Origin of the sequence: Leptospira ellinghausenii (genome assembly GCF_003114815.1) — a bacterium.
Lineage (GTDB): Bacteria > Spirochaetota > Leptospiria > Leptospirales > Leptospiraceae > Leptospira_A > Leptospira_A ellinghausenii.
In genome coordinates this window covers 1-23,685 of sequence record NZ_BFAZ01000012.1, presented here as the reverse complement: position 1 = coordinate 23,685, position 23,685 = coordinate 1, and the positions used below count along the sequence as shown (strand labels likewise).

Genomic DNA, 23,685 nt, shown 5'->3' with positions numbered 1-23,685 from the left:
TGTGAATAGTTCTTCATACTTAAGCTAATAAAATTATCCTAATGCATTCACAAGACAATGTAAGATATAAAAAACATTTCACCCGGCGTTTTTTATATCGGTTGAAAATTCACAGCCATATTTGCGCCTAGGCGTTTATAATTTCAAGTAACCTTCTTTAAAGCCTTTATCTTCTTGATTTCGTTTAGCTCGATACCTCCAAATTTATTAAACCAAACGTAAAGGTCTGTTTTGTGATTTCTATTTTTATTGAACGTCCTTTATTGGAATACTGGATTCTGATTCTTGTATCATTCGGAATATATTAATTTCCTTAATCTTCTTTCTTGTCGGAGAAAACTAACTTAAAAATCGGTTTAGTTTTTTGAATACAATGTAATGTTTATTAAAATAAATAAAAATGAAAAATTCATTGCGTGTTGGAATGAAAGAAAATTCGGCGGAAGGGTTAATTTCGGATATTGCCTGAAGTGAGTTTTGGAGAAAAGTGAACAAGGATGCATAATTCGTTAGATAAGCAGTACTAGATCAATTTTTTAGAAATTACTCGAATTTAAGTATTCCTAATAACAGAGAAACGCTAACCTTTCTTGCAAAAAAAGAGGCGTTAAGAGTTAAGGCACAGTATACTCATCCGAGTAAAAACAAACAAATCAAAGAAACATTCGCATAAGGATATAGAAATTCTATTCTAAAAGCTTAAGAGCCTGCTCCAGCGAGAATAACAGCTTGAATTGGGTTTCGTTTGCCAAATTAGATGTATCTAGATCAGAATCATTTGGCTATGTTAAACAGTTACACCATCCCTTTGTAGACATTAATAAAGGTCTAACAGATTTTTTATAAGAGAATTGGGCGTGGTCTCCTAATATGAAAAGCTAATGTTTGATTGAAATTCTATATGAAGTTTAAAGGAAATATCTTTGTCTATGGAGCAAGAAAATTAGAAAAGCCAAAATTTGCAGTAGATATCAGACAAACAGGATAATAATTACGACAAACTCGAATCAGTTAAAACAGATCGCTCCTGATTTATTTCCTTGTAGGTCTAATTTCGAAATTAAAGTAAAGAACGGCCTGCCTTATGTATCATAAATCAATTTCTTATTTTTATGGATTTAGCTATGTATGATTTTTGACTTGCTTTATACATTAGTTGTTAGATGGAAAATGAGTTTGGGTGGTGTTTTGGAACTGATTGCCGGTGCCGTTATACTTGCGATTAAATCTAAGAATTCAAATAAAGACATTATCTTTCGTGTTGACGAGAATAGAACTGTTGCAATGAAGACATTCGGAAAATTTTGGCAATGACCTTATCTAGCGACCTAATAAAGGAAGGTTCCGAGAAAATAATATAAATGGAAAATGGTTCCATTCATTCAGTGTATGGCAACGTCATATGGGAAAAAACGGACTAATTGGTTCGGTCATACTCTCAATGTTTTGCTGAGGAATACCCGATGTCTTATATGGAAATCAAATTGATTGCAGTTGTAAAGGTAGGATCTTGTTTTTCAAATTCTTTAAATCGTTTTTAATATCCAAAGATTATGATTTGGAATCAAGTGTATATTCAGCTACAAAAAGCGAATTTCCCAAGTCGGTAATTTATTGTTATCTCCAAACTATATTTAGAACGAATCTAATTTTATTTTTTGAGGTTGCGCATAACAAAAAATAATTCAATTCAGATTTTGTTCTTCTTGAACATGGTTCTTAAAGATTAAAATCTAGAACGATCATCGGTTTTGCAAAAAAAGATGCCATGGTAGTGAAAGGTAAGTGGTATAAACAATTTTGAAATTTCTTCAAAGATCTGGAAGTTGGCAGATTGATTGGGTCTGAAACAAATGTAAAAATATTTCACTTGATTTAAACGGTCAATTGCCGGCTTTTAAGAGTTAACATATGATTAGTCAACTCATGGAGTAGACTAATCAAGTGCAGTCAAGAAGGATAGGCCTGGTATATTGGCTGGATTTTAGCTTGGGAAATTCTGGAACAAAAGTAAAATATTTATAGTGATCTTTAGGATAGGATAGGATAGGCAATGAAATTATTTTTTTGTGATATATTAAAGACAATTTTTGTAGCGATTTTATTTTCGATTTTTGTCCTATGCAACAAAACAGAACAAAAACCAGTGATCAATGAACATGCTAGCCATGAAACTAAAACGAGACAATTACCAACCGAAGCCGTTAGGGATACAGACTTAGAAATATCAAACCAACTTACATTAAGCGAAAGAGAAATTAGAATGGCAGAAGTGGAAGCAGTTCCTGCAAAGAGAATACAGCTCACTTCTCAGCTGAAATCATTTGGGAAAATTCAAATCAATGAAGAAACTTATACAACTATCACGAGCAGAATTGATGGGTATATCAACAAAATCTTTGCAAATTTTACAGGCGTAGAAGTAAAAAAGGGAGATCATATTCTCGAAATATACAGCCCGGATTTGATTCTTGCGCAAAATGAATTATTATTATCTCAGGACATGGAGTCCATGCCTGATCTTGCCTCTTCTGCGAAGCAGAGACTTCTCAGATTAGGAATCACTGATTTACAAATTGAAAATTTAATTAAAACAAAGAAGATTCAGGAAGGTGTAAAAATCTATTCTCCCGTTTCTGGAACCGTTATCGAAAAAATGGCTTTGGAAAAGGCAGCTGTAAAACCCGGCGATACACTTTTTAAGTTATCAAACTTAGAGTCTGTTTGGGCAGAAATTGATATCTATGAATCAGAATATCCATTTATACGTTATGGGCAATCTGTCTCAATTACCGCCGAGAGTTTTCCAGGAGAAAAATTCAAAGGAAGAATTTGGCTCATTAAACCTGCGGTTTCAGAAGAATCCAGAACGATTAAAGTGATCGTGAATATTTCCAATAAAAATAGAAGATTGAAACCCGGTATGTATGTAAGTGCAAACATTAGCGTACCTGTTTTATCAAATGGAAAAGCGGCTCCTTCTGGTGTGGAAGGTAAATATACATGCCCCCAACATCCCGAAATCATTCGTGATACCCGAGGTCAATGTCCTATTTGCGGAATGACTCTAGTGCAAATTCCTAAGATTGATTTGGATGATAGGAATGCTAGTAAATATGTACTAGTAATTCCTGCGTCGGCTGTACTTGATACGGGAATTCGTAAAATCATTTACGTTGAAAAATCTGCAGGAGTATATGAATCGCGAGAAATAATTCTAGGAGCAAAAGCTGGAGATTATTATCCCATCTTAGGTGGTCTGGAAGAAAATGAAAAGGTAGTAGTAAGGGGTACTTTTCTTTTGGATAGTCAGTTCCAAATCAAAGGTCTTCCAAGTGTTATGAATGAAACCGGCAAAAAACAAGATATAAAACATTCGCATTAAGGTATTTAAAGAAAATGAATCTATTAAATAAACTCATCGAATGGTGTCTTAAAAACGGATTTTTAGTTTCTCTTTTTGGTATTGCGATCGTAGGTGCAGGTTATTATGCAATGATCAATACTCCTGTGGATGCAATACCAGATATTGGTGAGAAACAGGTGATTGTATTTGCAGATTGGCCGGGTCGTTCGCCACAAGATATTGATAATCAAGTGACATATCCGCTTTCTATTAGCCTTAGTGGAACTCCTGGAGTAAAAACAATTCGTTCCATGTCGGGACTTGGATTCTCCATGCTTTTTGTCATTTTTAAGGATGAAGTGGATTACTATTGGGCTAGGTCTCGTGTATTAGAAAGACTCAATGTAGCTCAACAAAGATTACCTGTCGGAGTGATTCCAGTTCTTGGTCCAGATGCAACTGCTCTGGGACAGGTATATTGGTACACAGTAGAAGCAGAAGGTTTTGATCTGGCGGAGTTACGTTCAGTTCAAGACTGGTTCATCCGTTATCAATTAAATTCTGTTGAAGGTGTCTCTGAAGTCGCAACAGTTGGAGGGTTTGTAAAACAATACCAGATCAATGTTAATCCAGATAAGCTCCGAGCTTACAAAGTTTCTCATATAGATTTATATGAATCTGTAATGCGTTCTAATCTCGATGTGAGTGCGAAGGTGATTGAAAAAGCTGGAATGGAATATTTCATTCGTGGTGTTGGGTTTATTAAGTCAATTGAAGATATTGAAAATATAGTAGTAAAGGAAGAAGAAGGCACTCCTGTCTTTGTTCGAAATGTTGCAACAGTAACAATAGGTCCTGATTTTAGAAGGGGTTCACTTGATAAAGGGGGAGTTGAAGCAGTTGGTGGCATTGTTCTTATGCGATATGGGGCCAATCCACAAGAAGTAGTTGATGAAGTCAAAAAGAGAATCAATTTGATTTCAGTAAGCCTTCCTAAAAAAACTCTAGCGAATGGGAAAGTGTCCCAGGTAAAGATCGTTCCATTCTATGACAGGACAATTATTGTAAAGGAAACTTTAGATACTTTAAAAGATGCACTTTTGGAAGAATCAATTCTTTGTAGTATTGTAATTTTAGTTTTTCTAATGCATGTAAGAAGTACAATATCTGTTCTCGTTACCTTCCCATTAGCTTTTTCATTATGTTTTATACTCATGTATTTTTTTAAAATTGATTCCAATATCATGTCGCTTGCAGGTCTAGCCATCGCAATAGGTGATGTAGGTGATATGGGTATTATAATGACAGAAAATATATACCGACATATCGCAAATGGAGATAATCAAAAATCGCATTTTCAAAAAGTATATGAAGGTACAACTGAAGTTGCAGGAGCGATTATAACCGCAGTTTCAAATACAATATTTTCCTTTATCCCAGTTTTTTTTCTAACAGATCAAGAAGGTAAATTGTTTCGTCCACTTGCATTTACGAAAACCTTTGCCATAAGTGCGTCGGTAATATTAGCAATAACGGTTGTCCCTACGATTTGTTTGCATCTATTTAAACCCTCAAAATTCTCAAAGGAAATTTCTAGATTGATAGCTGCTGGAATTGGATTTCTTTCAATTTTTATTTCAAAATTTGCTTTATTGCAATTAGACATTGGTAAATATTCTGGATGGCCAATCGCGATTACTATCGGTTGTATTATCGGATTACTCGTTAGCAGAATGTTGCAAGAAAAGTTTCTACCTATGGAAGAAAATGGAGTCGCAAAATTTATTGGAAAATACTATTCCATTTCACTTCGCTGGGTTCTTGGGCATAAAATTGTTTTTATGATTTTACCGATTTTGATTTTGGTAACAGGAATCTCTATTTGGTCCAGGACAGGCAATGAATTTATGCCTCCCCTTGATGAAGGGTCTATCCTGTATATGCCCACCTTACTACCACAAGCTGGACTCTCTGAAGCAGTATCAATAAATAGTAAACAAGATTTAGCGATTGGAGCTGTTCCAGAAGTTCACTCTGTTGTAGGGAAGATTGGTCGATCTGGATCAGCTCTCGACCCCGCTCCAATTAGCATGGTTGAAACTATAATCAATTTGAAACCGGAATCAGAGTGGAGGAAAATTCCAGTACAGAGATGGTTTTCGGGACTGCCAAAATTTTTGAAAGCACCACTTGTTTTTCTTTTTCCAGAAGAAAGACAAATTACTAAAAATGAAGTTCTAAAAGACATTCAAGAACGTTCTTCCATCCCAGGTGTAATCCCTACATTTCTACAGCCAATTCAAGCTCGGATTGTCATGCTACAGACAGGATTTCGAGCGATGATGGGTGTGAAAATTTACGGTAAGGATTTGAAAGAAATCGAAAAGATTGGATTGCAGATGGAAGACATTCTGAAGTCAGTGCCAGGGACTGTTGATGTGATTGCTGATAGAATCGTAGGGAAACCTTATTTGGAATTTAATATTGATAGAGTAAAGATTGCTAGGTATGGTATTAATATTAAAGATGTTCAGGATGCTATCGAAATTGCAATCGGTGGTATGAACGTCACTGAAACAGTAGAAGAAAGAGAAAGATATCCTGTCCAAATTCGCTACTTGAGAGAGTTCAGAAATGATATTCCGGAACTTGAAAAAATATTCGTTCCTACTATTAATAAATCTACGCAAATACCTTTATCTCAATTGGTAACCATAAAAAGTGTTTTAGGTCCGCAAGAAATCAAAGGTGAGAAGGGATTGCTTACCGGTTATGTGACTTTGAATACTCGAGACAGAGATGAAATTGGTGTTGTAGAAGATGCCGAAAAGGCTCTTCAAGGTGCGTTGCGTGCTGGTCACTTAATCATACCTGCCGGTTATTATTGGGAATGGTCTGGTCAGTTTGAGAATCAAAGACGAGCAACAGCTCGAATGAAAATCGTAATTCCTGTTTGTTTATTTCTTATGTTTTTGATGTTATATATGGGTTTTGAAAGAAAGTGGATCGCCTTCATTATTTATTTTGGAGTCCTTGTATCCGCATCTGGTGGATTCATAATGCTTTCCTTATGGCATGTAAATTTATCTGTTGCAGTTTGGGTCGGATTTCTAGTTCTCTTTGGTGTAGTGGATGATGATGGAGTTGTCATCTCTACTTACCTCGAAAGCATATTTAAAAATGCAAAATTCAATAATATAGATGAAATTCGAGAAGCAGTTTTGCAGGGAGGGTTGAAAAGAATTCGTCCCTGTCTAATGACCGCAGCTACTACAATTTTTGGACTTGCCCCTATTTTTTGGTCAAATGGAAGGGGATCTGATATCATGCAACCAATGGCAATACCATCGGTCGGTGGAATGTTGATCAGCATAGTAACACTATTCATTGTTCCATGTTTATTTTGCGCGGTCGAAGAATGGAAATGGAAAAGAAGCGGAGTGACAAATTAAAGTATGGAATGGTACGCAAATACAGTTGAATCTATTTTAGTTGAATTGCGTTGCACTTTGCAAGGGCTGACTAGAGATGAAGTCATTGAAAGACAAAAAGAGTTTGGCAAAAATACGCTTAAAGAAGGAAAGAAGGTTTCTGGATTTCAAATATTTATTTCACAATTCACAAGTTTAATTATTTGGATTTTAATTGGATCTGCTTTTCTCTCTGGATTTCTCGGCGAATATATTGATAGTATTGTTATTATCTCAATTGTAGTTTTAAATGGAATTCTTGGTTTCTATCAAGAATACAATGCTGAAAAATCTATGGAAGCATTGAAAAAAATGACTACACCTCATGCTAAAGTTTTAAGAGATGGAGATATTAAATCTATTCCTAATCTAGAAGTTGTCCCCGGTGATATTATAGAGCTTGAGTCAGGTGACATCATACCTGCTGATGCAAGGATAATCTCAAGTTCAGAATTGAAAACCAACGAAGCTCCATTGACTGGAGAATCTGTTGCTGTTTCTAAAAACAATCATTCGTTATCTGGCACTGGTTTATCGATAGGTGAAAGAAAAAATATGCTTCATCTAGGAACAACTATTGTTACAGGAACAGCTAGGGCAATCGTCGTTGCAACGGGAATGAAGTCTGAAATCGGAAACATTGCACAGATGTTAGATGAAAATATTGAAGAGGAAACTCCATTACAATTGAAAATTAAGGAGTTCGGTAAATTCCTTTTACTGTTTTGTCTCGGTGTTGTTTTCTTATTATTTATTATTGGAGTTCTTAGGCAGATTCCGTTAATTACTCTTATTCTTACTTCAGTTAGTTTAGCCGTTGCTGCTATCCCAGAAGGTTTGCCTGCAATCATTACAGTGGCTTTATCTCTAGGTGTCGTGAGAATGTCAAAAAAAAATGCTCTAGTAAGGAAATTGTCCTCAGTTGAAACTTTAGGCTCGGCAAGCGTAATATGTACTGATAAAACTGGGACTCTTACTGTTGGACAAATGACTGTTAAATCTATATTTACGAACAGTGAAGTTTTTCAGATCACTGGAAGCGGATATAATCCGGAAGGAGAAATTACCGATTTAGAAGGTCAGATTAAATCGAAAGATCGAATTCCTGAAATTCTTGGTTCTTGCATGATACTTTGCAATAATTCGCATCTTTCTAATGAAAACGGAGAATGGATCAGTATTGGTGATCCAACGGAAACAGCTCTTCTGACATTGGCAACAAAACTTGGATTCAATTTTGAAGCTTGTAACAAAGAATGGGAAAGAGTTTCTGAAATCCCATTTGATTCAGATAGAAAAATGCAGTCCGTAATCTGTATAAATTCGAATCAAGTAAATCACTCATTTGTAAAAGGGGCACCTGATATAATACTTAAGAGGTGTAAAGATATCCAAACAGACCAGGGAATTTTTCCACTTACTTCGGAAATCAGGTCCAAAATCGAATCGCAATCCAAAGAATTTGCAAATCAATCTTTGCGTCTATTAGGGTTTGCTTATAAAGCAATAGATTCAGTAACTAATGGTAATCAAGATACTCTACCGGAAGATGATTTGGTCTTTCTTGGATTGACCGGAATGATTGATCCACCGAGAGCAGAGGTAAAGGAAGCAATCCGTAAATGCAATCGAGCTGGAATAAAAGTAGTCATGATTACCGGCGATCATCCTGATACTGCATTTGCAATCGCGAAAGATTTAAATATTGCATCTGATAAAAAACAGGTTCTGACTCCTTCTGAATTAGACACAATGGATGAAAAGGCTTTAGAAAAATCAGTTCGAGAAATATGTGTCTATGCCCGAGTATCCGCAAAACATAAGAGCCGAATTGTAAAGGCTTGGAAGTCTCAAAACGTCATCGTAGCAATGACTGGTGATGGTGTTAATGATGCACCAGCGATTAAGGCAGCCAATATAGGGATTGCGATGGGAAAGAATGGTACAGAAGTAACAAAACAAGCTTCTGATTTAATTTTAAATGACGATAATTTTGCTACGATAGTAAATGCAATTGAGGAAGGGAGGGGAATCTATAATAATATTAGAAAGACATTGCAATATTTATTATCTGGAAATATAGCTGAATTATTAGTAATGCTATTCTGCATATTAATCGGTCTTCCAATTCCCCTTTTACCAGTGCATTTACTTTGGATCAACCTCGTAACTGATGGACTTCCAGCATTATTTCTTGCATCAGATCCGATAGATACGGACGTGATGGAAGCACAACCCAAATCAAGCACAGAGAATCTCATCAATAAAGATTTTATAACTAATATGTGCCTAACAGGAGTATTAACTTCTTTAACTACTTTGGGAGTATACTTGTATGGATTGGAATATGAATCGGAAGAAATTGCAAGAACTCATGCTTTTGCAGTACTCGTTTTTATAGAATTATTTCGTTCTCTTTCCATTAGAAGTGAGAAACCAATTTGGAGAACTAATTTATTTGGCAATATGAAATTACTAATATTGATTCTAATAACAGCAAGTGTACAGATTTTTGGTCATCATAGTGAATTTTTCCGGAGTATTCTCAAAACCTCTATTCTGGATTGGGTAGATTGCTTTATGCTTTTAGGTGTCTCTATTGTTCCAATCTTCATACTGGAAATGTATAAGGTTGCCATTTCGAAAATCAAAAGCGATAATAAAGTATTTTCTTGAAGTCAGAAGGGGAACTCTCGGTTGATCATTCACATGAAATCAACCAATTTCGACAATCATCTAAGAAGGTAGAATATGAAAGTTAAAGACATCGTTTGTGGCATGGACATAGAATCAGAAACTTCAAATTTCAAACAGGTTTTTGAAAAAAAGAAATATTTCTTTTGCAGTGAAAAATGTATGACCAAATTTTTAGAAAGTCCTACAAGTTATATATTTAAGGAATTAGCTGTAAAAGATATCCCTCCATTTCATGACCAAACCTTGCATAGTATTTCTACACAAGAGAAAAAAAATCATCCAGTCCAATATACCTGCCCGATGCATCCTGAAATAATTCAAAGTGTTCCAGGAAGCTGCCCGAAATGTGGCATGACCTTAGAGCCAGTTATTACTAGCGGTGAAAAGGCTGATGATTCAGAATACAAATCTATGAAGTTAAGATTCATAGTAAGTTCAATTTTTACGGTTCCTATTTTTTTAAGCGCAATGAGCGATCTCATTTCATTCTTAAATCTTTCCAATTTTCTTGGAGCCAACAATGTGAATTGGATGCAAATGCTTTTTAGTATTCCCGTCGTTTTTTGGGGAGGTTGGCCGTTTCTTGTTCGCGCTTATCTTTCGATTATAAATCAAAGTGCCAATATGTTTACATTAATCGCCATCGGAACTTTGTCTGCTTTCTTCTATAGTTTGATTGCTCTCTTATTTCCGGGATTACTGCCAGTTGCATTCCAAGGACATGGGGGTATGACATTCTTATATTTTGAAGCTGCTGCTGTAATCACTACATTAGTGTTACTCGGTCAAGTTTTGGAATTAAAGGCACGCACGCAAACAGGTGCTGCAATTCGTTCGTTACTTGCCCTTACACCGCCAACTGCTACGAAAATAACGGAATCAGGCGACGAAGTTGTGGCATTGAAATCTTTACTTACTGGTGATCAAATTCGAGTAAAACCTGGGGAAAAAATCCCGGTAGATGGTTTAATTTTAGAAGGATCAAGTGATGTTGATGAATCAATGATAAGCGGAGAACCTCTAGCAATTTCCAAAGTAGCAGGGGATAAAGTGATTGGAGGAACAGTCAACGGGGAAGGCAGTTTCATTTTACAGGCAGAAAAAGTAGGTGAAGATACCGTTTTGTCGAGAATTATTAAAATGGTGAATGATGCACAAAGGTCTCGTGCTCCAATTCAAAAACTTGCTGATATAACATCTGCATGGTTTGTTCCTTTAGTTTTATTGATTTCAATTTCTACATTTATCGGTTGGTATCTTTTAGGGCCCGAACCAAAACTTTCCTACGGATTCGTGAATGCTGTCGCTGTTTTAATTATCGCATGCCCTTGTGCATTAGGTCTTGCAACACCAATTTCTATTATGGTTTCGGCTGGCCGTGGAGCATCCGAAGGTGTCTTATTTAAGGATGCTGCACAACTTGAAATATTGCATAAAATAAATACTTTATTTGTGGATAAAACTGGAACCTTAACTGAAGGGAAACCCGTTTTAACAGAGATAATCCCATTAAATGGAAGAAAAGAGAATGAGTTACTCGCTATTGCCGCAAGTATAGAGTCGAACAGCGAACATCCTTTAGCTCTTGCGATAGTCCAGAAAGCAAAATTAGATAAATTAGAATTAACCAAGGTCACAGATTTTTCTGCAATGGCAGGTAAGGCTGCAAAAGGAAAGATAGGTGACAGTATGTATTTTGTCGGATCAGAAGATATTTTTACAGAAAATCTCTCTAAAGAATTTGCAGATAAAGTGAATGAGATTCGCGAAGACGGTTCAACTGTTGTTTTCCTTTCAAAAGAACAAGTGCCCATTGGAATATTTGTAATTCGTGATAAAATAAAACCTAATACTCCAGCAGCAATCACGGAACTGCAATCTCTCGGAATAGAGATAGTAATGCTGACGGGAGATAATCTAAAGACTGCCCAGCACGTTTCCAAAACTCTTGGGATAACAAGAATTCATGCAGGGGTGCTACCTGAAGATAAAAAAAAATTTATCGACGAAGAAAAGAAAAAAGGGAGGAAAATTGCGATGGCTGGTGATGGTATTAATGATGCTCCTGCTCTAGCATTAGCTGACGTCGGAATTGCAATGGGAAATGGAACCGATATCGCAATGGAAAGTGCTGGAATTACCTTGATAAAAGGAGACCTTTCTGGTATAGCTCGTGCAATTAAATTGAGTCGAGCAACGTTTCTGAATATAAAGCAGAACATTTTTTTTGCATTTGCTTATAATGTTATCGGAATACCTATAGCAGCAGGATTATTATATCCGTTCTTTGAAATGTTGTTAAATCCAATGATTGCCGCACTTGCCATGAGTTTAAGTTCGATATCTGTAATAGGTAACGCATTAAGATTAAAAGTTATGAATGTGTAGGTTCTTAAACTATCTTTCAAATGGATTTTTTATCAATAGGATGCTGATCAAGGGCAACCTGCATACGTTTTCGGAACATTTACATAATGCTTTAATTCAGATTCTCCTTGACTCACATAACTTAGAAAAAATTGGGATCTCATCAATTACTTGCTTCTTCCCTTACAAATTGATCTCAATACATCCTTTACACACTAGATTTTAATTCTTCGATCCAGAACACGATGTACACACCAGGGGTGTGTCATGGCTTGGAAGGAGACAAACGTGTTTTAAGAGAGAATGAAATTTGTTGTCGCGTGGAAACGTGGAGGTTGGTCTCTCACAGACCTTTGCCATGAATTCAATATTAGTCGGGTCACTGGCTATAAATACTTAGAACAGTATGAGCTATATGGTCTTGATGGTTTAAAAGACAAAAGTAGAAAACCCAAACGGCACCCACACCAAACCCGAAAGAAGATCATAGAACTAATCTTACAGGAAAGGAAAGAACATCCGAGATGGGGAGCAAGGAAACTTTTGGCTTCTTTATCCGCTAGACTTCATATGATAAAGAAGTGGCCTCATCCAAGCACTGTCGGTCGCATTCTTAAAAATCACAACCTAATCAAAGCCCCAAAACGAAGGATCCGAAGGGAAAGTATCGAACAACCGTTTTCTCATGCACTTGGTCCCAATGATATTTGGTGCGCGGATTTTAAGGGTCATTTCACTGTTGGGAATGGAGAAAGATGGACTCCGTTAACCGTAACTGATGCATATAGTCGTTTTTTACTTTGTTGTGAGATTGTTGTTAAGGCGGATACAGCCAATGTAATCAATGAATTTACGAAGTTATTTACTCAATATGGAATGCCTCTTGCCATCCGAACGGACAATGGAACTCCGTTTGCATCCAATGCACTTGCTGGACTCAGTAAACTTTCTGTTTGGTAGATCAAACTTGGAATTAAATTGGAGCGAATCGAGCCCGGGAAACCACAGCAGAATGGTAGGCATGAACGAATGCATAAAACGTTAAAAGAAGAAACTGCGTTGCCACCAAGATCGAGTTTAGATGCCCAACAGAAAGCATTTCGGGAGTTTCAAAAGGAGTTCAACTATCTGAGACCCCATGAAGGAATCCAGAATTCATTTCCAGCGAAGCATTATCTGAAGTCCAAACGAAAGTTTCCCAAAAGGATCGTTAAAGGTTCTTATCCAACAAACATCATGATTGGTGAAGTGAATGATATTGGAAATCTACATTTTGAAGGACATCGGATCTTTTTATCTTCCGCTCTTGCATTAGAGGAAGTTGGTCTGGAAGAGATCTCTTATAGACATGTGAAGATTCATTTTTATGGAGTCAGTCTTGGAGTAATCGACTTATACACCGGAAAATTGTTGCAATTTAAAAACCCAATGCCATCCTCTTTAACGTCTGAATCAGGATTTTAATCATACTTTTTGTAAAGTATGTATTAAGACAAAACTGTAAAGGATGTACGAGTACACTCAAAACGGGTATGGGAAGGTCAGATAGGTAACAAAAGAGACAACTCACATAGGTAACACCTACAATGAGTATCGGAGGACAATCCGATGCCTTGGAAGGAAACCAAAGTGATAGAAGAAAGAATCAAGTTTATAGCAGCTGTTAAAAGTGGCAAATGGTGTTTTGCTGATCTTTGTAGAGACTTCAACATCTCAAGAAAAACTGGATATAAGTATTTAAAGAACTACGAGTCGGAAGGAATCGATGGACTCAAAGATAAATCCAGAAAACGAATCACTCAATCCAATGAAACTCCTGAAAAAATTGTTCGACTGATTGTAGATTTACGAGAAGAACATCCATCTTGGGGACCTAAGAAACTTCGGCCCATATTAAAAGCACGATTCCACAGACTAAAACACATTCCCAGTGAAACAACAATTGGTAATATCCTAAGGAAAAAAGGACTTATCAAACCAAAGAAGAAACGACCGAGAGTTCCACAATCTCTCTTTCCATTTTCTGATGTTGCTTCTCCTAATGATGTCTGGTGTGTCGACTTTAAAGGGCATTTTACCGTAGGAAACGGGCATCGTTGTGATCCATTGACGATAACCGATGCTCATAGTCGTTATCTACTTGCCTGCGAAATCTTAAGCAAAACGAATGTCGAGCAAACAAAAGCCGTCTTTGAAAGGGTTTTTAAAGAATATGGACTTCCAGTTGCTATAAAGTCGGACAATGGTGCACCATTTGCAAGTAAGGCGATTGGTGGCCTCACAAGTCTTTCTGTTTGGTGGTTGAAACTAGGGATTCGACCGGAACGGATCCAACCTGGGAAACCATCTCAGAATGGACGTCATGAAAGAATGCACCGAACTCTAAAAGAAGAAACTGCTTTGCCACCAAGGTCAAGCCTTGAAGCTCAACAGATTTCCTTTGATAACTTTCGATATGAGTTCAATCATGTTCGACCTCATGAAGCATTGGGATTTCTAACTCCAGCTAAAGAATACAAAAGGTCCATTCGCGAGTTTCCCAAAAAGATCTTAGAGGTTGCATATCCAACTCATATCGTTACTGATAAAGTTCACGAAAGTGGATTTGCGCAGTACGGGCCCCATCGAGTCTTCTTTGGAAATCCCTTCATTGGAGAGGTAGTTGGCTTTGAAGAGATCTCAGACAGGCATTGTCGCCTTTATTTTGCGAACGCAATTCTTGGAATTTTAGATTTGTATACGAGTAAAGTGTTGAAATACCAGAAGCTTTTGTATAGAATTGATGAATCAAAGTGTAACCCATGTGAGTGATCTAATGTGTTACCGATGTGCCTTTCTATACAAAGCATTAACACCTGTTAAACGACATAATCTATATTATCGCACGTTGCATATTGCTTCATAATTAATAGTATCTAAAATCAAAATAATGCTTCAAAAGTAAAAGTATTCGAAGTAACATTCTACCTCTTCTTTAAGTAAAGCAAACAAACACTCAAAGGGAGGTTCAAAATGGAGCTTACTTTGGACGAAAGACATGCAATCATTAAGATACTCTCGAGGAAGTACAGCCTTAGCTCGAAAAAACAAAAATCTTATCTAGTCGATGAACTTGTTTATTTGTCTGGTTTTAATCGGACCTATGCCACAAGAGTTCTCAGGCAATATGCAATCAATCCACAAAGACCAAAGTCCGTGAAACGATCTGGACGAACCACTATTTATGGTGACGATGTTAAAAAGGCTCTAGAGAAGATTTGGGTCATCATGGATTATATTTGTGGGAAAAGACTGGCACCTTTCCTTCCTGAAATCATCTCCAAATTGGAATCCTTTAATGAGATCGAATTTTCACTTTCCGTGAAAGAGAAACTCATGAGAATCAGTGCCTCAAGTATTGATCGTCTTTTGAAAGATGCGAAACGTAAACTCGGCAGGAAAGGATACTCAACGACAAGGCATGGAAAATATTATCTAATTGATCAAATACCAATCAAAACATTCGCAGAATGGGATCATACGGTTCCAGGATTTGTTCAGGTTGATTTGGTTGCTCATAATGGTGGCAATACCTATGGAGGGTTTCTGTCGACATTAAATGCAACAGATGTTTCTACTGTATGGACAACGTGCACCCTCGTCAGAGATAAAACACAATTTCAAATGCTAAAAGCATTTATAAAAATGAAATCCTCGTTTCCTTTCCCATTGAAAGGATTTCATTCGGATAATGGCGCTGAGTTCATAAATGAAACTATTGTTGCGTTTAAAGAAAAGTATCAACTTGAATTTACCAGAGGAAGAGCTTATAAGAAAAATGATAATCCACATATTGAGCAAAAGAATTACACAATTGTAAGAAGGAACACAGGTTACTTGCGATATGACAAACCCGAACATGCTGAAATTCTAAGGGAACTTTATCATAATCTCAATTTGTATGTAAATTACTTCCAACCCATTATGATATTGTTGGAAAAACATAGAAAAGGGGCAAAGGCAATCAGGAAATATGATTATCCGAAAACTCCTTATCAAAGATTGATCGAATCAAAGGAAATTGATAAGAAAACCAAACAAAAAGAAAAGGCTATCTACGAGACTTTAAATCCTGCAGATCTCAAAAGAAAAATCAATGAGTGTCAAAATCGTTTGATTCACTTGGCTGCCCCACTCCGTGCTCCCAATGAAATTGTAAAAGTGCGTAGGAAGAAAATGGTTACTCACACAATGAGTCCAAAAGAAAGAAATCATAATCTTAATAATCCAAATCCATTTCTCGAAAGACAGAAATTTGAAGAATTAAGAAGAGCAGCAAAATTAATTTGGGAGCAACGAAAATAAACTTGATACAAAACTCAAATGATAGGATAATCTTCGTTAACTTTGAATACCGAGGTTTTGAAGAAACAATCCTACGTTTGAATGCTATTTTTTTGGATCAAGTCGCGTTGCATATTGCTTCAAAATAGATAGTATTCCAAGGCATATCCTCCTAATGAAGGAAATAAGAGAAACTAGCATAGTTTACTTTATTCACAGAAATAAGGAAATTCGGTGATATGCAGTTATATGCCATAATTAAAAGGAAATCAAATGATCTCAAATTTACCAAATTCAATTCCAATATCAAAATTAAAAAATTTCCATTTTGGCGATGTAGATGGCATACATGATCAACTTCTAGATCATGCATATGTATTTTGCGGAACATCTCCATTTATACAAATTTCAAAAGCCAGAAAGCGAATAATCATTGGACCGAAAGGATCGGGAAAAACAGCAATGTTTCGCCTCATGAGAGATAAAAAAATTCCGATTCATTGCGATTCGGAAGAATTGAGAACGATCGGAATTCAAGCCGACTTAAATTTAAAATCTTTAAAAGAATTCGTATTAGATAGAATTAACCTTCAATCAAAGAAAAGCTCCCTGTTACTCAAATATAGAATAACATGGGAAATTTATTTAATGATAAAAATATTCGAAGACCTGTCAAAACTTCACATTCAATTGCCGGAAAAACTAAAACATTTCAGCGAGAAATTGGAATCCATCTTCTCTTATAAAAACAATACAAACATACTTGATGCATTGTTAAATATGAAGAAGACAATTGGCACTAAATTTGATACTTCCCAACCAACTGTTCATAATGTTTATGCATCCATCGAACGTGGAACTAAACCAGAAGATCCAAAAGCTGCCAACTTTTTAATTGTATTCGACGATATTCTCCAATCGATAAACTCATTTTTGAATGAAAACAATATCGCACTAGATATCATGATAGATAAACTAGATGATTTCGTGATAAAAGAAGAATATGAAATTCAAAAGAATATATTTCAAGCGTTACTAGAAGTTGAATCTAACTATTACCAACATTCCAATATAAGATTATTTCTATTCATCAGAGAAGATTTGTTTAATCGATTAAATCTTGATGAATACGGCAGCGATAAAGTATTTGCCAAAAAAATCAATATCACCTGGTCATTAGATGACATTAGCCAATTAATAGCCAAAAGGATATCCTATAATTATTTCTCGGCATTCAACTTGTCGAAAATTATTGTCGAATTTGAAACCAAATCACTATATATCGATAAAAGACAAAATGAATATATCGAAGAATCAGAGGAAAATAAAAACAAGAATAGGTTTTCCAGAATTTTGTCTCACCTATTTTCAAAAGAAGCAACAAACCAAGTAAAAAGAAGAACTGTTAGTTTATCAGAAGAAATGAGTTGGGATATAATAGAATCTTTGCTACCGAATAAGGTATTCCACTTAGATCAAAATTCAAAAGCGATATTAATTCCGCTAAAAGAATTCATAAAAACTCATTTATCTTGTGCAGATAATGCACTTAATCCCAGATTAGTTATCTCTTTTTTCAATGCAGTCTTCGAGTTTATACTTGAATACTACGAAAAAAATCATGATATCAAAAATATAAAAAAAGTAGATGGAAAATTTCCAATTCTTGATCCGAAAAGTTTTATAGAAATCTATCAAAAATTTAAATCAGATACATTTCAAATATACTTAAAACAATTAGGTGATTGGCAGTATTTAATACACACTTTTCACGAGAAAAAAGGAAAAAGATATTCGTTTCTTTACAAAGACTTAATTTCCCTATTAGAAATTGATAGGAAAAAAGAAGATGATTTCAAAAGATTTTTAGCAATTGTGAATCACGTAGGATTTCTTAGCTGTGATAATCTAAATAAAACATTCGAAGCAAGAAAATATACGCTACCAATTTTGTTTCGTTAATTACGGCGTATAACGGCACGTAAACGCTGCGCTTCGGCACCTTCCTCTCCGTCACGCTTCTTGCTTGGCGAGAAGTCGTGCCGACGCTAACGCCTCCTTCAGAGGCTCAGCTACGAGGAACGTCGGTAAGCAAGTTCGTTAGCCGAAAGACTGTGAAATTTTTCTCAAACTTAAAAAAATATTTACGATTTAGTTTTTAAATAATTTTAAAAGAAGTTTTCATTTTTTCCAAAATTTAACAATTCTAAATATAAAATAACAAAAATAGACTTGGATTAACCAATAGATTATATGCTACAGACAGAATTCATCATTAAAGAAAAAGGTAAGACTCAAGAAATTATTGCATTTTCAAAAATAGAAAGCCAACAGATTGATACAAATATGAAGTTAATATTGATTACTTTCGAAAGAGATTTTTTTAAAAATTTCGGAACAAAATTATTGTTTATGAGAGTAGGAAACAAAGAAGCCGGAATTTATAACAGGTTTAGAGAGAATACTTGGTATCTCACAGACGATTTTGACAAAAAAAATCCATTACATATTGAAATTTATTCCTATAAAGAATATAGAGATAGATGGGAATGGTTGGAAAAAAGAATAAACCCAATTGCAATCACAATAGCAACAATCTTATCAACAATTATCACAATAACTGGAATTAATTTAAATACATACATTGAAAAAAAAAATGGAAAGAATGAAATAGAATTATACAATAACAAAATCAAAGAATTAGAAAATAAAATTGAAGAAATTAAAAAATTAAAATAAATAAACTACCGTCCTTCGGCTAACCTCCGCTAACCACTTCGCTTCGGGACTAGCTCTCGCTCGGTCTGCGACACATAGGCTTCTGGCACTCCCTTTGTCTGCGCAAGTGTCGAGCCAGTCCCTAACGTCCCGTTGGGACTCAGGGTCGGGGAACTTTGGTAAATCAAATTCGTTATGCGTAATCGTTTGAAAAAATTTCACTAACAAGAGTAATAAAATGGAATTTCATGAAAAAACTTTAGAATTAAACATAACACACGAACTTCTCACTCTTGCCGATTCATGGTATTGGTTTCTATACGATATTAGCTTGTGGAAATATTGGCGTCCGGAATGGAAACTTCCATTTTTAAATTATAAAAAATCAACATCTGGAGGTTTTCATATAACTACAGAGGGAAAAAATGACCCAACAGGAAATGCTGGAGGGGGTTATGATGTAAGAATAAAAGCAGGTTTAGGAGGACATTTGCTATTCATCCAGTATAAAAAAGGTGATCTCGTAAAATCAAGTCCAAGTCCAGAAAGCATATTTTCAAATTCCCCACACGAACATTACCTCTTTAAAATAAATAGTACTACAACTAATCAACATTTTTTATTAAAAAATCTGGCAAATGCTGAAGGTAGTAAAATAGGAAATGCTGTGGTTTATGCTCTACCACTCATTGAAAGTATGGAAGATTTAGAAAATAATGCCGGCAAAATAATTTCTAAAACAAAATTTATTTCTGTTTTAGAAATAGATAAACAAGCTGCAAATCAGAACCCCCCAATCTACATTAAAGAAGACCAAGAACATAATTTTAGAGTATGTAAAAAAAACATGGAACGTTGCGAAGTAAACCAAACTTTTTTTGAATTTAATAAAGGAGATAGCTCTAAAGAAATATTTACAGATATAATCATGTTAAATTTTCTAAAAGTAACAAAAGATTTCATAAAATATTTTCAAAACAACAGACTTAATATCGAATATATTGAAATATTCGAACTTTCGTTAATGAATTTTAAATTATATATTCTAAATTTATTTGAAGTCTCAATTAACAGAGTCAATGAACCGAGAATTCAGAATATACTTTCTGAATTAGACAAAAATGAACGAAAAAATGAAAAACGATCAATAGAGATAGTTGAATCTATTTTTTCCGAAATAAGAAAATATGAAGATTTAACTAAAATAAATGAAATACCAGAGTATCAACCCAAATTCTTAGCAAAAATTAATGACAATAATATCATTAATTTAGAAGTGCAAAATTTAGAATTACTCCAGTCATTGGAAAATTTAAATTACATCCAAGTTGGATAAATTACTCTACCAAACGACTACGCATAACAGCGACTTGCCGCCACGCTTCGGAACTAGCCCTCGCTCGGCCTACGGCAAATTGTCCTCCTGTCACTCGCCTTGCTTACGCAAGCTGCGTGCCAGTACCTAACGTCGCGTTTCCGGGACTCTGGGTCGGACAACCTTGGTAAGTCTAGTTCGTTATGCGTAATTCTACAAATAAATATTAAAGAAAGGAAACACAATGTCAAAAAAACTTAGGGAAAATACTGCAATTCAAACCCATATACTTATTCTACAAAATATTATCTCGAGAATGGCAAGCAACAGTGCTAACTGTAAAGCTTGGGCATTAACTTTAATAGCAGCTATACTCGTTCTACTCATAGATAAATCTAGGTTAAGTTTATTTTGGATTAGCTATATTCCATTAGGCTTTCTTTGGATTTTGGATGCTTATTATTTTGGCCTAGAAAATTTTTTTAGAAGTTGCCATGATGAATTTTTAATTAAATTAGATAGTAAAAAATTTGATTTTTCAAGTGTATATAGAGTTCCCAAGCCTTCCGAAAATATAAAAGCTACATTAAAAGCTTTTACTTCTTTTTCAACTAGTCCATTCTATCTACTCTTATCTGTTACAATTTTTCTTACTGTCTGCTTTATTGAATGATACTGACCTCCTCCAGACTAGATAAAAAAAATATAAGGTGGTGTAAGTGACTTTATTAACGGAATCCTTCCTAACTGAAAAAGCAGATACTCTCATGTCTCGTGACTATCGAGCTAGAATTTTTTCCAAAAGTAATTTGGCTAAATCTATTCTTACTGAATCTACTGAGGCTTTTAATGCGCAAACTAGCTATGATATTTTCCTATCACATAGTTATATAGACAAAATTCTTATTTTAGGATTAAAAGCCTTTATAGAAGAATCTGGATTTTCTGTCTATATTGATTGGATTGAAGATAAACAATTAGAACGAAGCTTGATTTCATCAAAAACAGCTTCTGTCCTTAGAACTCGAATGAATAGCTGTAAGGTATTATTCTTTGCAACTTCAGAAAATTCTACTCAATCTAAGTGGATGCCTTGGGAATGTGGATATATGGATGCAAAAACTAACAGGGTTGCAATTTGCCCAATTATAAAAGGACAAAATCATAGTTTTAAAGGCCAAGAATATCTTGGTTTATACCCTTTCGTCGATTATGCACCTCCGAAGGACACTAGCACTAACATTATATGGATCAATGATCCAAATAATTCAAATTATTATTCGAGCTTAAGAAATTGGATAATAGATGGCAAACTCAACAGGCATGACTAATGATGTAACATGTAGGACTACGCATAACAGCGCCTTAACGCTACGCTTCGGGACAAGCCCTCGCTCGGTATTCGACACATAGGCTTCTGGCACTCCGCAAGTGTCGTTCCAGTCCCTAACGTCTCGTTGGGACTCAGGGTCAGCCTACGTTGGTTAGCTAGTTACGTTATGCGCAAATTTAATGAATAATAAGGAAAACTATGAAAATAATATTTTATCTTTTAGGAACATTCACAGGACTGATTTGTTTGGTCGGAACATTGAAATCAGAGGGATTTGGATTTTTCTTTATTACATTCTCCATATCATTCACTCTATTCTTTTTGGGAAATGAACTAGGAAAAAATTCAGAGAGATCCTCTGAATCAAACTTTGATTCGAAAAAACAAGATTTAGAAATACAGGAAACTGATAAACATATATATTCTAATGAAATTAATATTCCACAAATATCTAAAGGTAACATTAGTTTACCAGAACAGGACAATTGGGAAACCGATTATTTAATAGAAGAAGAAAATGCTATTCCTGTAAATCTTCTTACTTTGATTGAATATGTAGATGCAAAAAATCAATATAGCAAGAGACGAATTACAATTAAAAGAATGGTACCATGGGCAAATGAGTATGCTTTATTAGCATTTTGTCATGAAAGACAAAGCCACAGAACATTTAAACTTTCTGGCATAAAATCAATGTGTGATTTGGAGACAGGTGAATTAATTACAGACCCTTATAACTATTTAGTTCAAAGATTTCAAGACAGTCCCCTTGGAAAATGGACAAAATTCCTATCAGAATTTGAAAAAGAAATATTAATTCTGGTATTTGTAGCAAAAGTTGACGGTCGAATGACTGCAAGAGAAAGGAAAATAATATTTGAATATGCAAATCAAAGAGCACAAGATGATTTGGATTTTAATACAGTAGACATTGAAATAAAAAATCTCTATTGTGATTTAAAAGAATTCAACCAATACCTTAATAAAACTAAATCTCTTACTGAAAGTGAAAAAAATAGTTTTATCGCTACATTAGATTCCATAATAAAAGCTGATAAAAAAGTTGATCCAATGGAATTAGCTGCACTAGAGAAGATAAAAGTTAAAATCCTGTAACATTAAACTTGCGCATAACAGCGACTTACCGCTACGCGTCGGCACAAGGCCTCGCTCGGGCTACGCCAAATTCCCCTTCTGGCATTCGCCTTGCTTACGCAAGCTACATGCCAGTCCCTAACNNTCGGTAAGTCTAGTTCGTTAGTTGCCATTTTCTCAACCCAATTTAATTTTAAAATTTAGCGGGCATCCGTGCCCGCTTTTATTTTTTTAACAGCATTTTTTTTCGATTTGTTTTGGAGGACAGGGAATTGTTCCATAAGAACAAAATACACAGCAATCACCTACTTTTGGTTTTAAGAAAAAATTGCAATTTTTACAAGTATAAAAATGTTGACAAGCGTCAGTTGGCATTTCTTCTTCTTTTTGATTACCGCAATTAGGACAGGTTAAAACAGATAAGGTCATTATTTCATTTTTTAAATCCATTGTTATTCTCCTTCAGTAATGCTAGAAACGGTGTATCCAAGAGTATTTTCGATTACATTTTTAAAATCCCTTGGTTTAACTTTACTTTTATCATATTTTATTCTGAGAAGACCAGTCTTATGATGGGAGACAACTTCTATGACTCCAGTAAGTTCTTTGATAGCCTTGTTGACACTATGCTCACAACCGGAACAAGTCATCCCTACAACTTTCATTTGGGTAGTCGCTAAATTTTCCTGTTCTACAATAATTGCATCTGCATTCAAAGAATGAAAAAAAATATCAGAATAGTAAGGGAATGATAATAAAACTACTGCAAAAAGAGTTACAATTCCTAAAAAGAACTTGCTTTGTGAAAAAGAAAGATTTTCTTTTACGTCACATTCACAAGCTATTTCGTCTCTGTTTCTAGTTTTAAGTTTCTGATACCAAGCGAAACCTAAAACTATAGTAGTTAGAGAAATAATATAAGGTCTAATGGGTTGCAGCCAACTAAATGTAGAAGCTAAGCCTCCTATCCCACCTAAAACTCCCAATACCGGAGTTATACTATTCCAGTTCAGATGAAAAC

General features: G+C 35.2%; 15 protein-coding genes and 1 pseudogene. 14 read left to right on the top strand and 2 right to left on the bottom strand.

Translation table 11 applies throughout. The features are described from left to right. Nucleotides 1-1,128 precede the first annotated feature (1,128 nt). The 14 genes and pseudogenes from DI076_RS18795 to DI076_RS18725 all read left to right on the top strand — a co-directional run bounded on the left by DI076_RS18795 (nucleotide 1,129) and on the right by DI076_RS18725 (nucleotide 22,685). Entirely contained in the window at nucleotides 1,129-1,314 is a 186-nt protein-coding gene (locus DI076_RS18795) for a hypothetical protein (protein ID WP_004787956.1), read from the top strand. Nucleotides 1,315-2,053: 739 nt separating this feature from the next. Beyond that, nucleotides 2,054-3,385 carry a heavy metal-binding domain-containing protein gene (locus tag DI076_RS18790; protein ID WP_004788249.1) on the top strand — a complete coding sequence of 444 codons (1,332 nt, stop codon included), beginning with the start codon at nucleotides 2,054-2,056 and terminating at the stop codon, nucleotides 3,383-3,385. A gap of 14 nt (nucleotides 3,386-3,399) precedes the next feature. Continuing rightward, the gene (locus DI076_RS18785) at nucleotides 3,400-6,798 is read left to right on the top strand and encodes an efflux RND transporter permease subunit (RefSeq protein ID WP_108961393.1); all 3,399 of its coding nucleotides are present in this window, start codon (nucleotides 3,400-3,402) and stop codon (nucleotides 6,796-6,798) included. A gap of 3 nt (nucleotides 6,799-6,801) precedes the next feature. Further along, nucleotides 6,802-9,492, top strand: a complete 2,691-nt coding sequence (locus DI076_RS18780) for a cation-translocating P-type ATPase (protein ID WP_004788207.1) — start codon at nucleotides 6,802-6,804, stop codon at nucleotides 9,490-9,492. A gap of 75 nt (nucleotides 9,493-9,567) precedes the next feature. Beyond that, nucleotides 9,568-11,901, top strand: a complete 2,334-nt coding sequence (locus tag DI076_RS18775; protein ID WP_040917522.1) for a heavy metal translocating P-type ATPase — start codon at nucleotides 9,568-9,570, stop codon at nucleotides 11,899-11,901. A gap of 282 nt (nucleotides 11,902-12,183) precedes the next feature. Next, nucleotides 12,184-13,344, top strand: a pseudogene (locus tag DI076_RS18770) (integrase core domain-containing protein). 144 nt (nucleotides 13,345-13,488) lie between these two features. Next, nucleotides 13,489-14,691, top strand: coding sequence for an integrase core domain-containing protein (locus DI076_RS18765; protein ID WP_108961392.1), 1,203 nt, complete (start codon nucleotides 13,489-13,491; stop codon nucleotides 14,689-14,691). 201 nt (nucleotides 14,692-14,892) lie between these two features. Next, nucleotides 14,893-16,224, top strand: a complete 1,332-nt coding sequence (locus DI076_RS18760; RefSeq protein ID WP_108961391.1) for an integrase catalytic domain-containing protein — start codon at nucleotides 14,893-14,895, stop codon at nucleotides 16,222-16,224. A 252-nt stretch (nucleotides 16,225-16,476) separates the two neighbouring features. Continuing rightward, nucleotides 16,477-18,165: a P-loop ATPase, Sll1717 family gene (locus DI076_RS18755; RefSeq protein ID WP_108961390.1), complete on the top strand. Its 1,689-nt coding sequence runs from the start codon at nucleotides 16,477-16,479 to the stop codon at nucleotides 18,163-18,165. A gap of 291 nt (nucleotides 18,166-18,456) precedes the next feature. Continuing rightward, complete coding sequence (locus DI076_RS18750) at nucleotides 18,457-18,942, top strand: hypothetical protein (protein WP_108961389.1); 486 nt, start codon at nucleotides 18,457-18,459, stop codon at nucleotides 18,940-18,942. Nucleotides 18,943-19,159: 217 nt separating this feature from the next. Then, nucleotides 19,160-20,257 carry a hypothetical protein gene (locus DI076_RS18740; protein WP_108961387.1) on the top strand — a complete coding sequence of 366 codons (1,098 nt, stop codon included), beginning with the start codon at nucleotides 19,160-19,162 and terminating at the stop codon, nucleotides 20,255-20,257. A gap of 223 nt (nucleotides 20,258-20,480) precedes the next feature. After that, nucleotides 20,481-20,909 carry a hypothetical protein gene (locus tag DI076_RS18735; RefSeq protein WP_108961386.1) on the top strand — a complete coding sequence of 143 codons (429 nt, stop codon included), beginning with the start codon at nucleotides 20,481-20,483 and terminating at the stop codon, nucleotides 20,907-20,909. A 46-nt stretch (nucleotides 20,910-20,955) separates the two neighbouring features. Beyond that, the gene (locus DI076_RS18730; protein ID WP_167396561.1) at nucleotides 20,956-21,567 is read left to right on the top strand and encodes a hypothetical protein; all 612 of its coding nucleotides are present in this window, start codon (nucleotides 20,956-20,958) and stop codon (nucleotides 21,565-21,567) included. A gap of 200 nt (nucleotides 21,568-21,767) precedes the next feature. Further along, on the top strand, nucleotides 21,768-22,685 hold the full coding sequence (locus DI076_RS18725; protein ID WP_108961384.1) for a tellurite resistance TerB family protein: 918 nt from the start codon (nucleotides 21,768-21,770) through the stop codon (nucleotides 22,683-22,685). Nucleotides 22,686-22,895: 210 nt separating this feature from the next. On the opposite strand, the gene DI076_RS18720 is transcribed toward DI076_RS18725, so the two are convergent. Then, the gene (locus tag DI076_RS18720; protein ID WP_108961383.1) at nucleotides 22,896-23,114 is read right to left on the bottom strand and encodes a GDCCVxC domain-containing (seleno)protein; all 219 of its coding nucleotides are present in this window, start codon (nucleotides 23,112-23,114) and stop codon (nucleotides 22,896-22,898) included. Between the two features lie 2 nt (nucleotides 23,115-23,116). Continuing rightward, a partial coding sequence (gene merTP / locus DI076_RS18715) for a mercuric transport protein MerTP (RefSeq protein WP_108961382.1) occupies nucleotides 23,117-23,685 on the bottom strand: 569 nt, incomplete at its 5' end.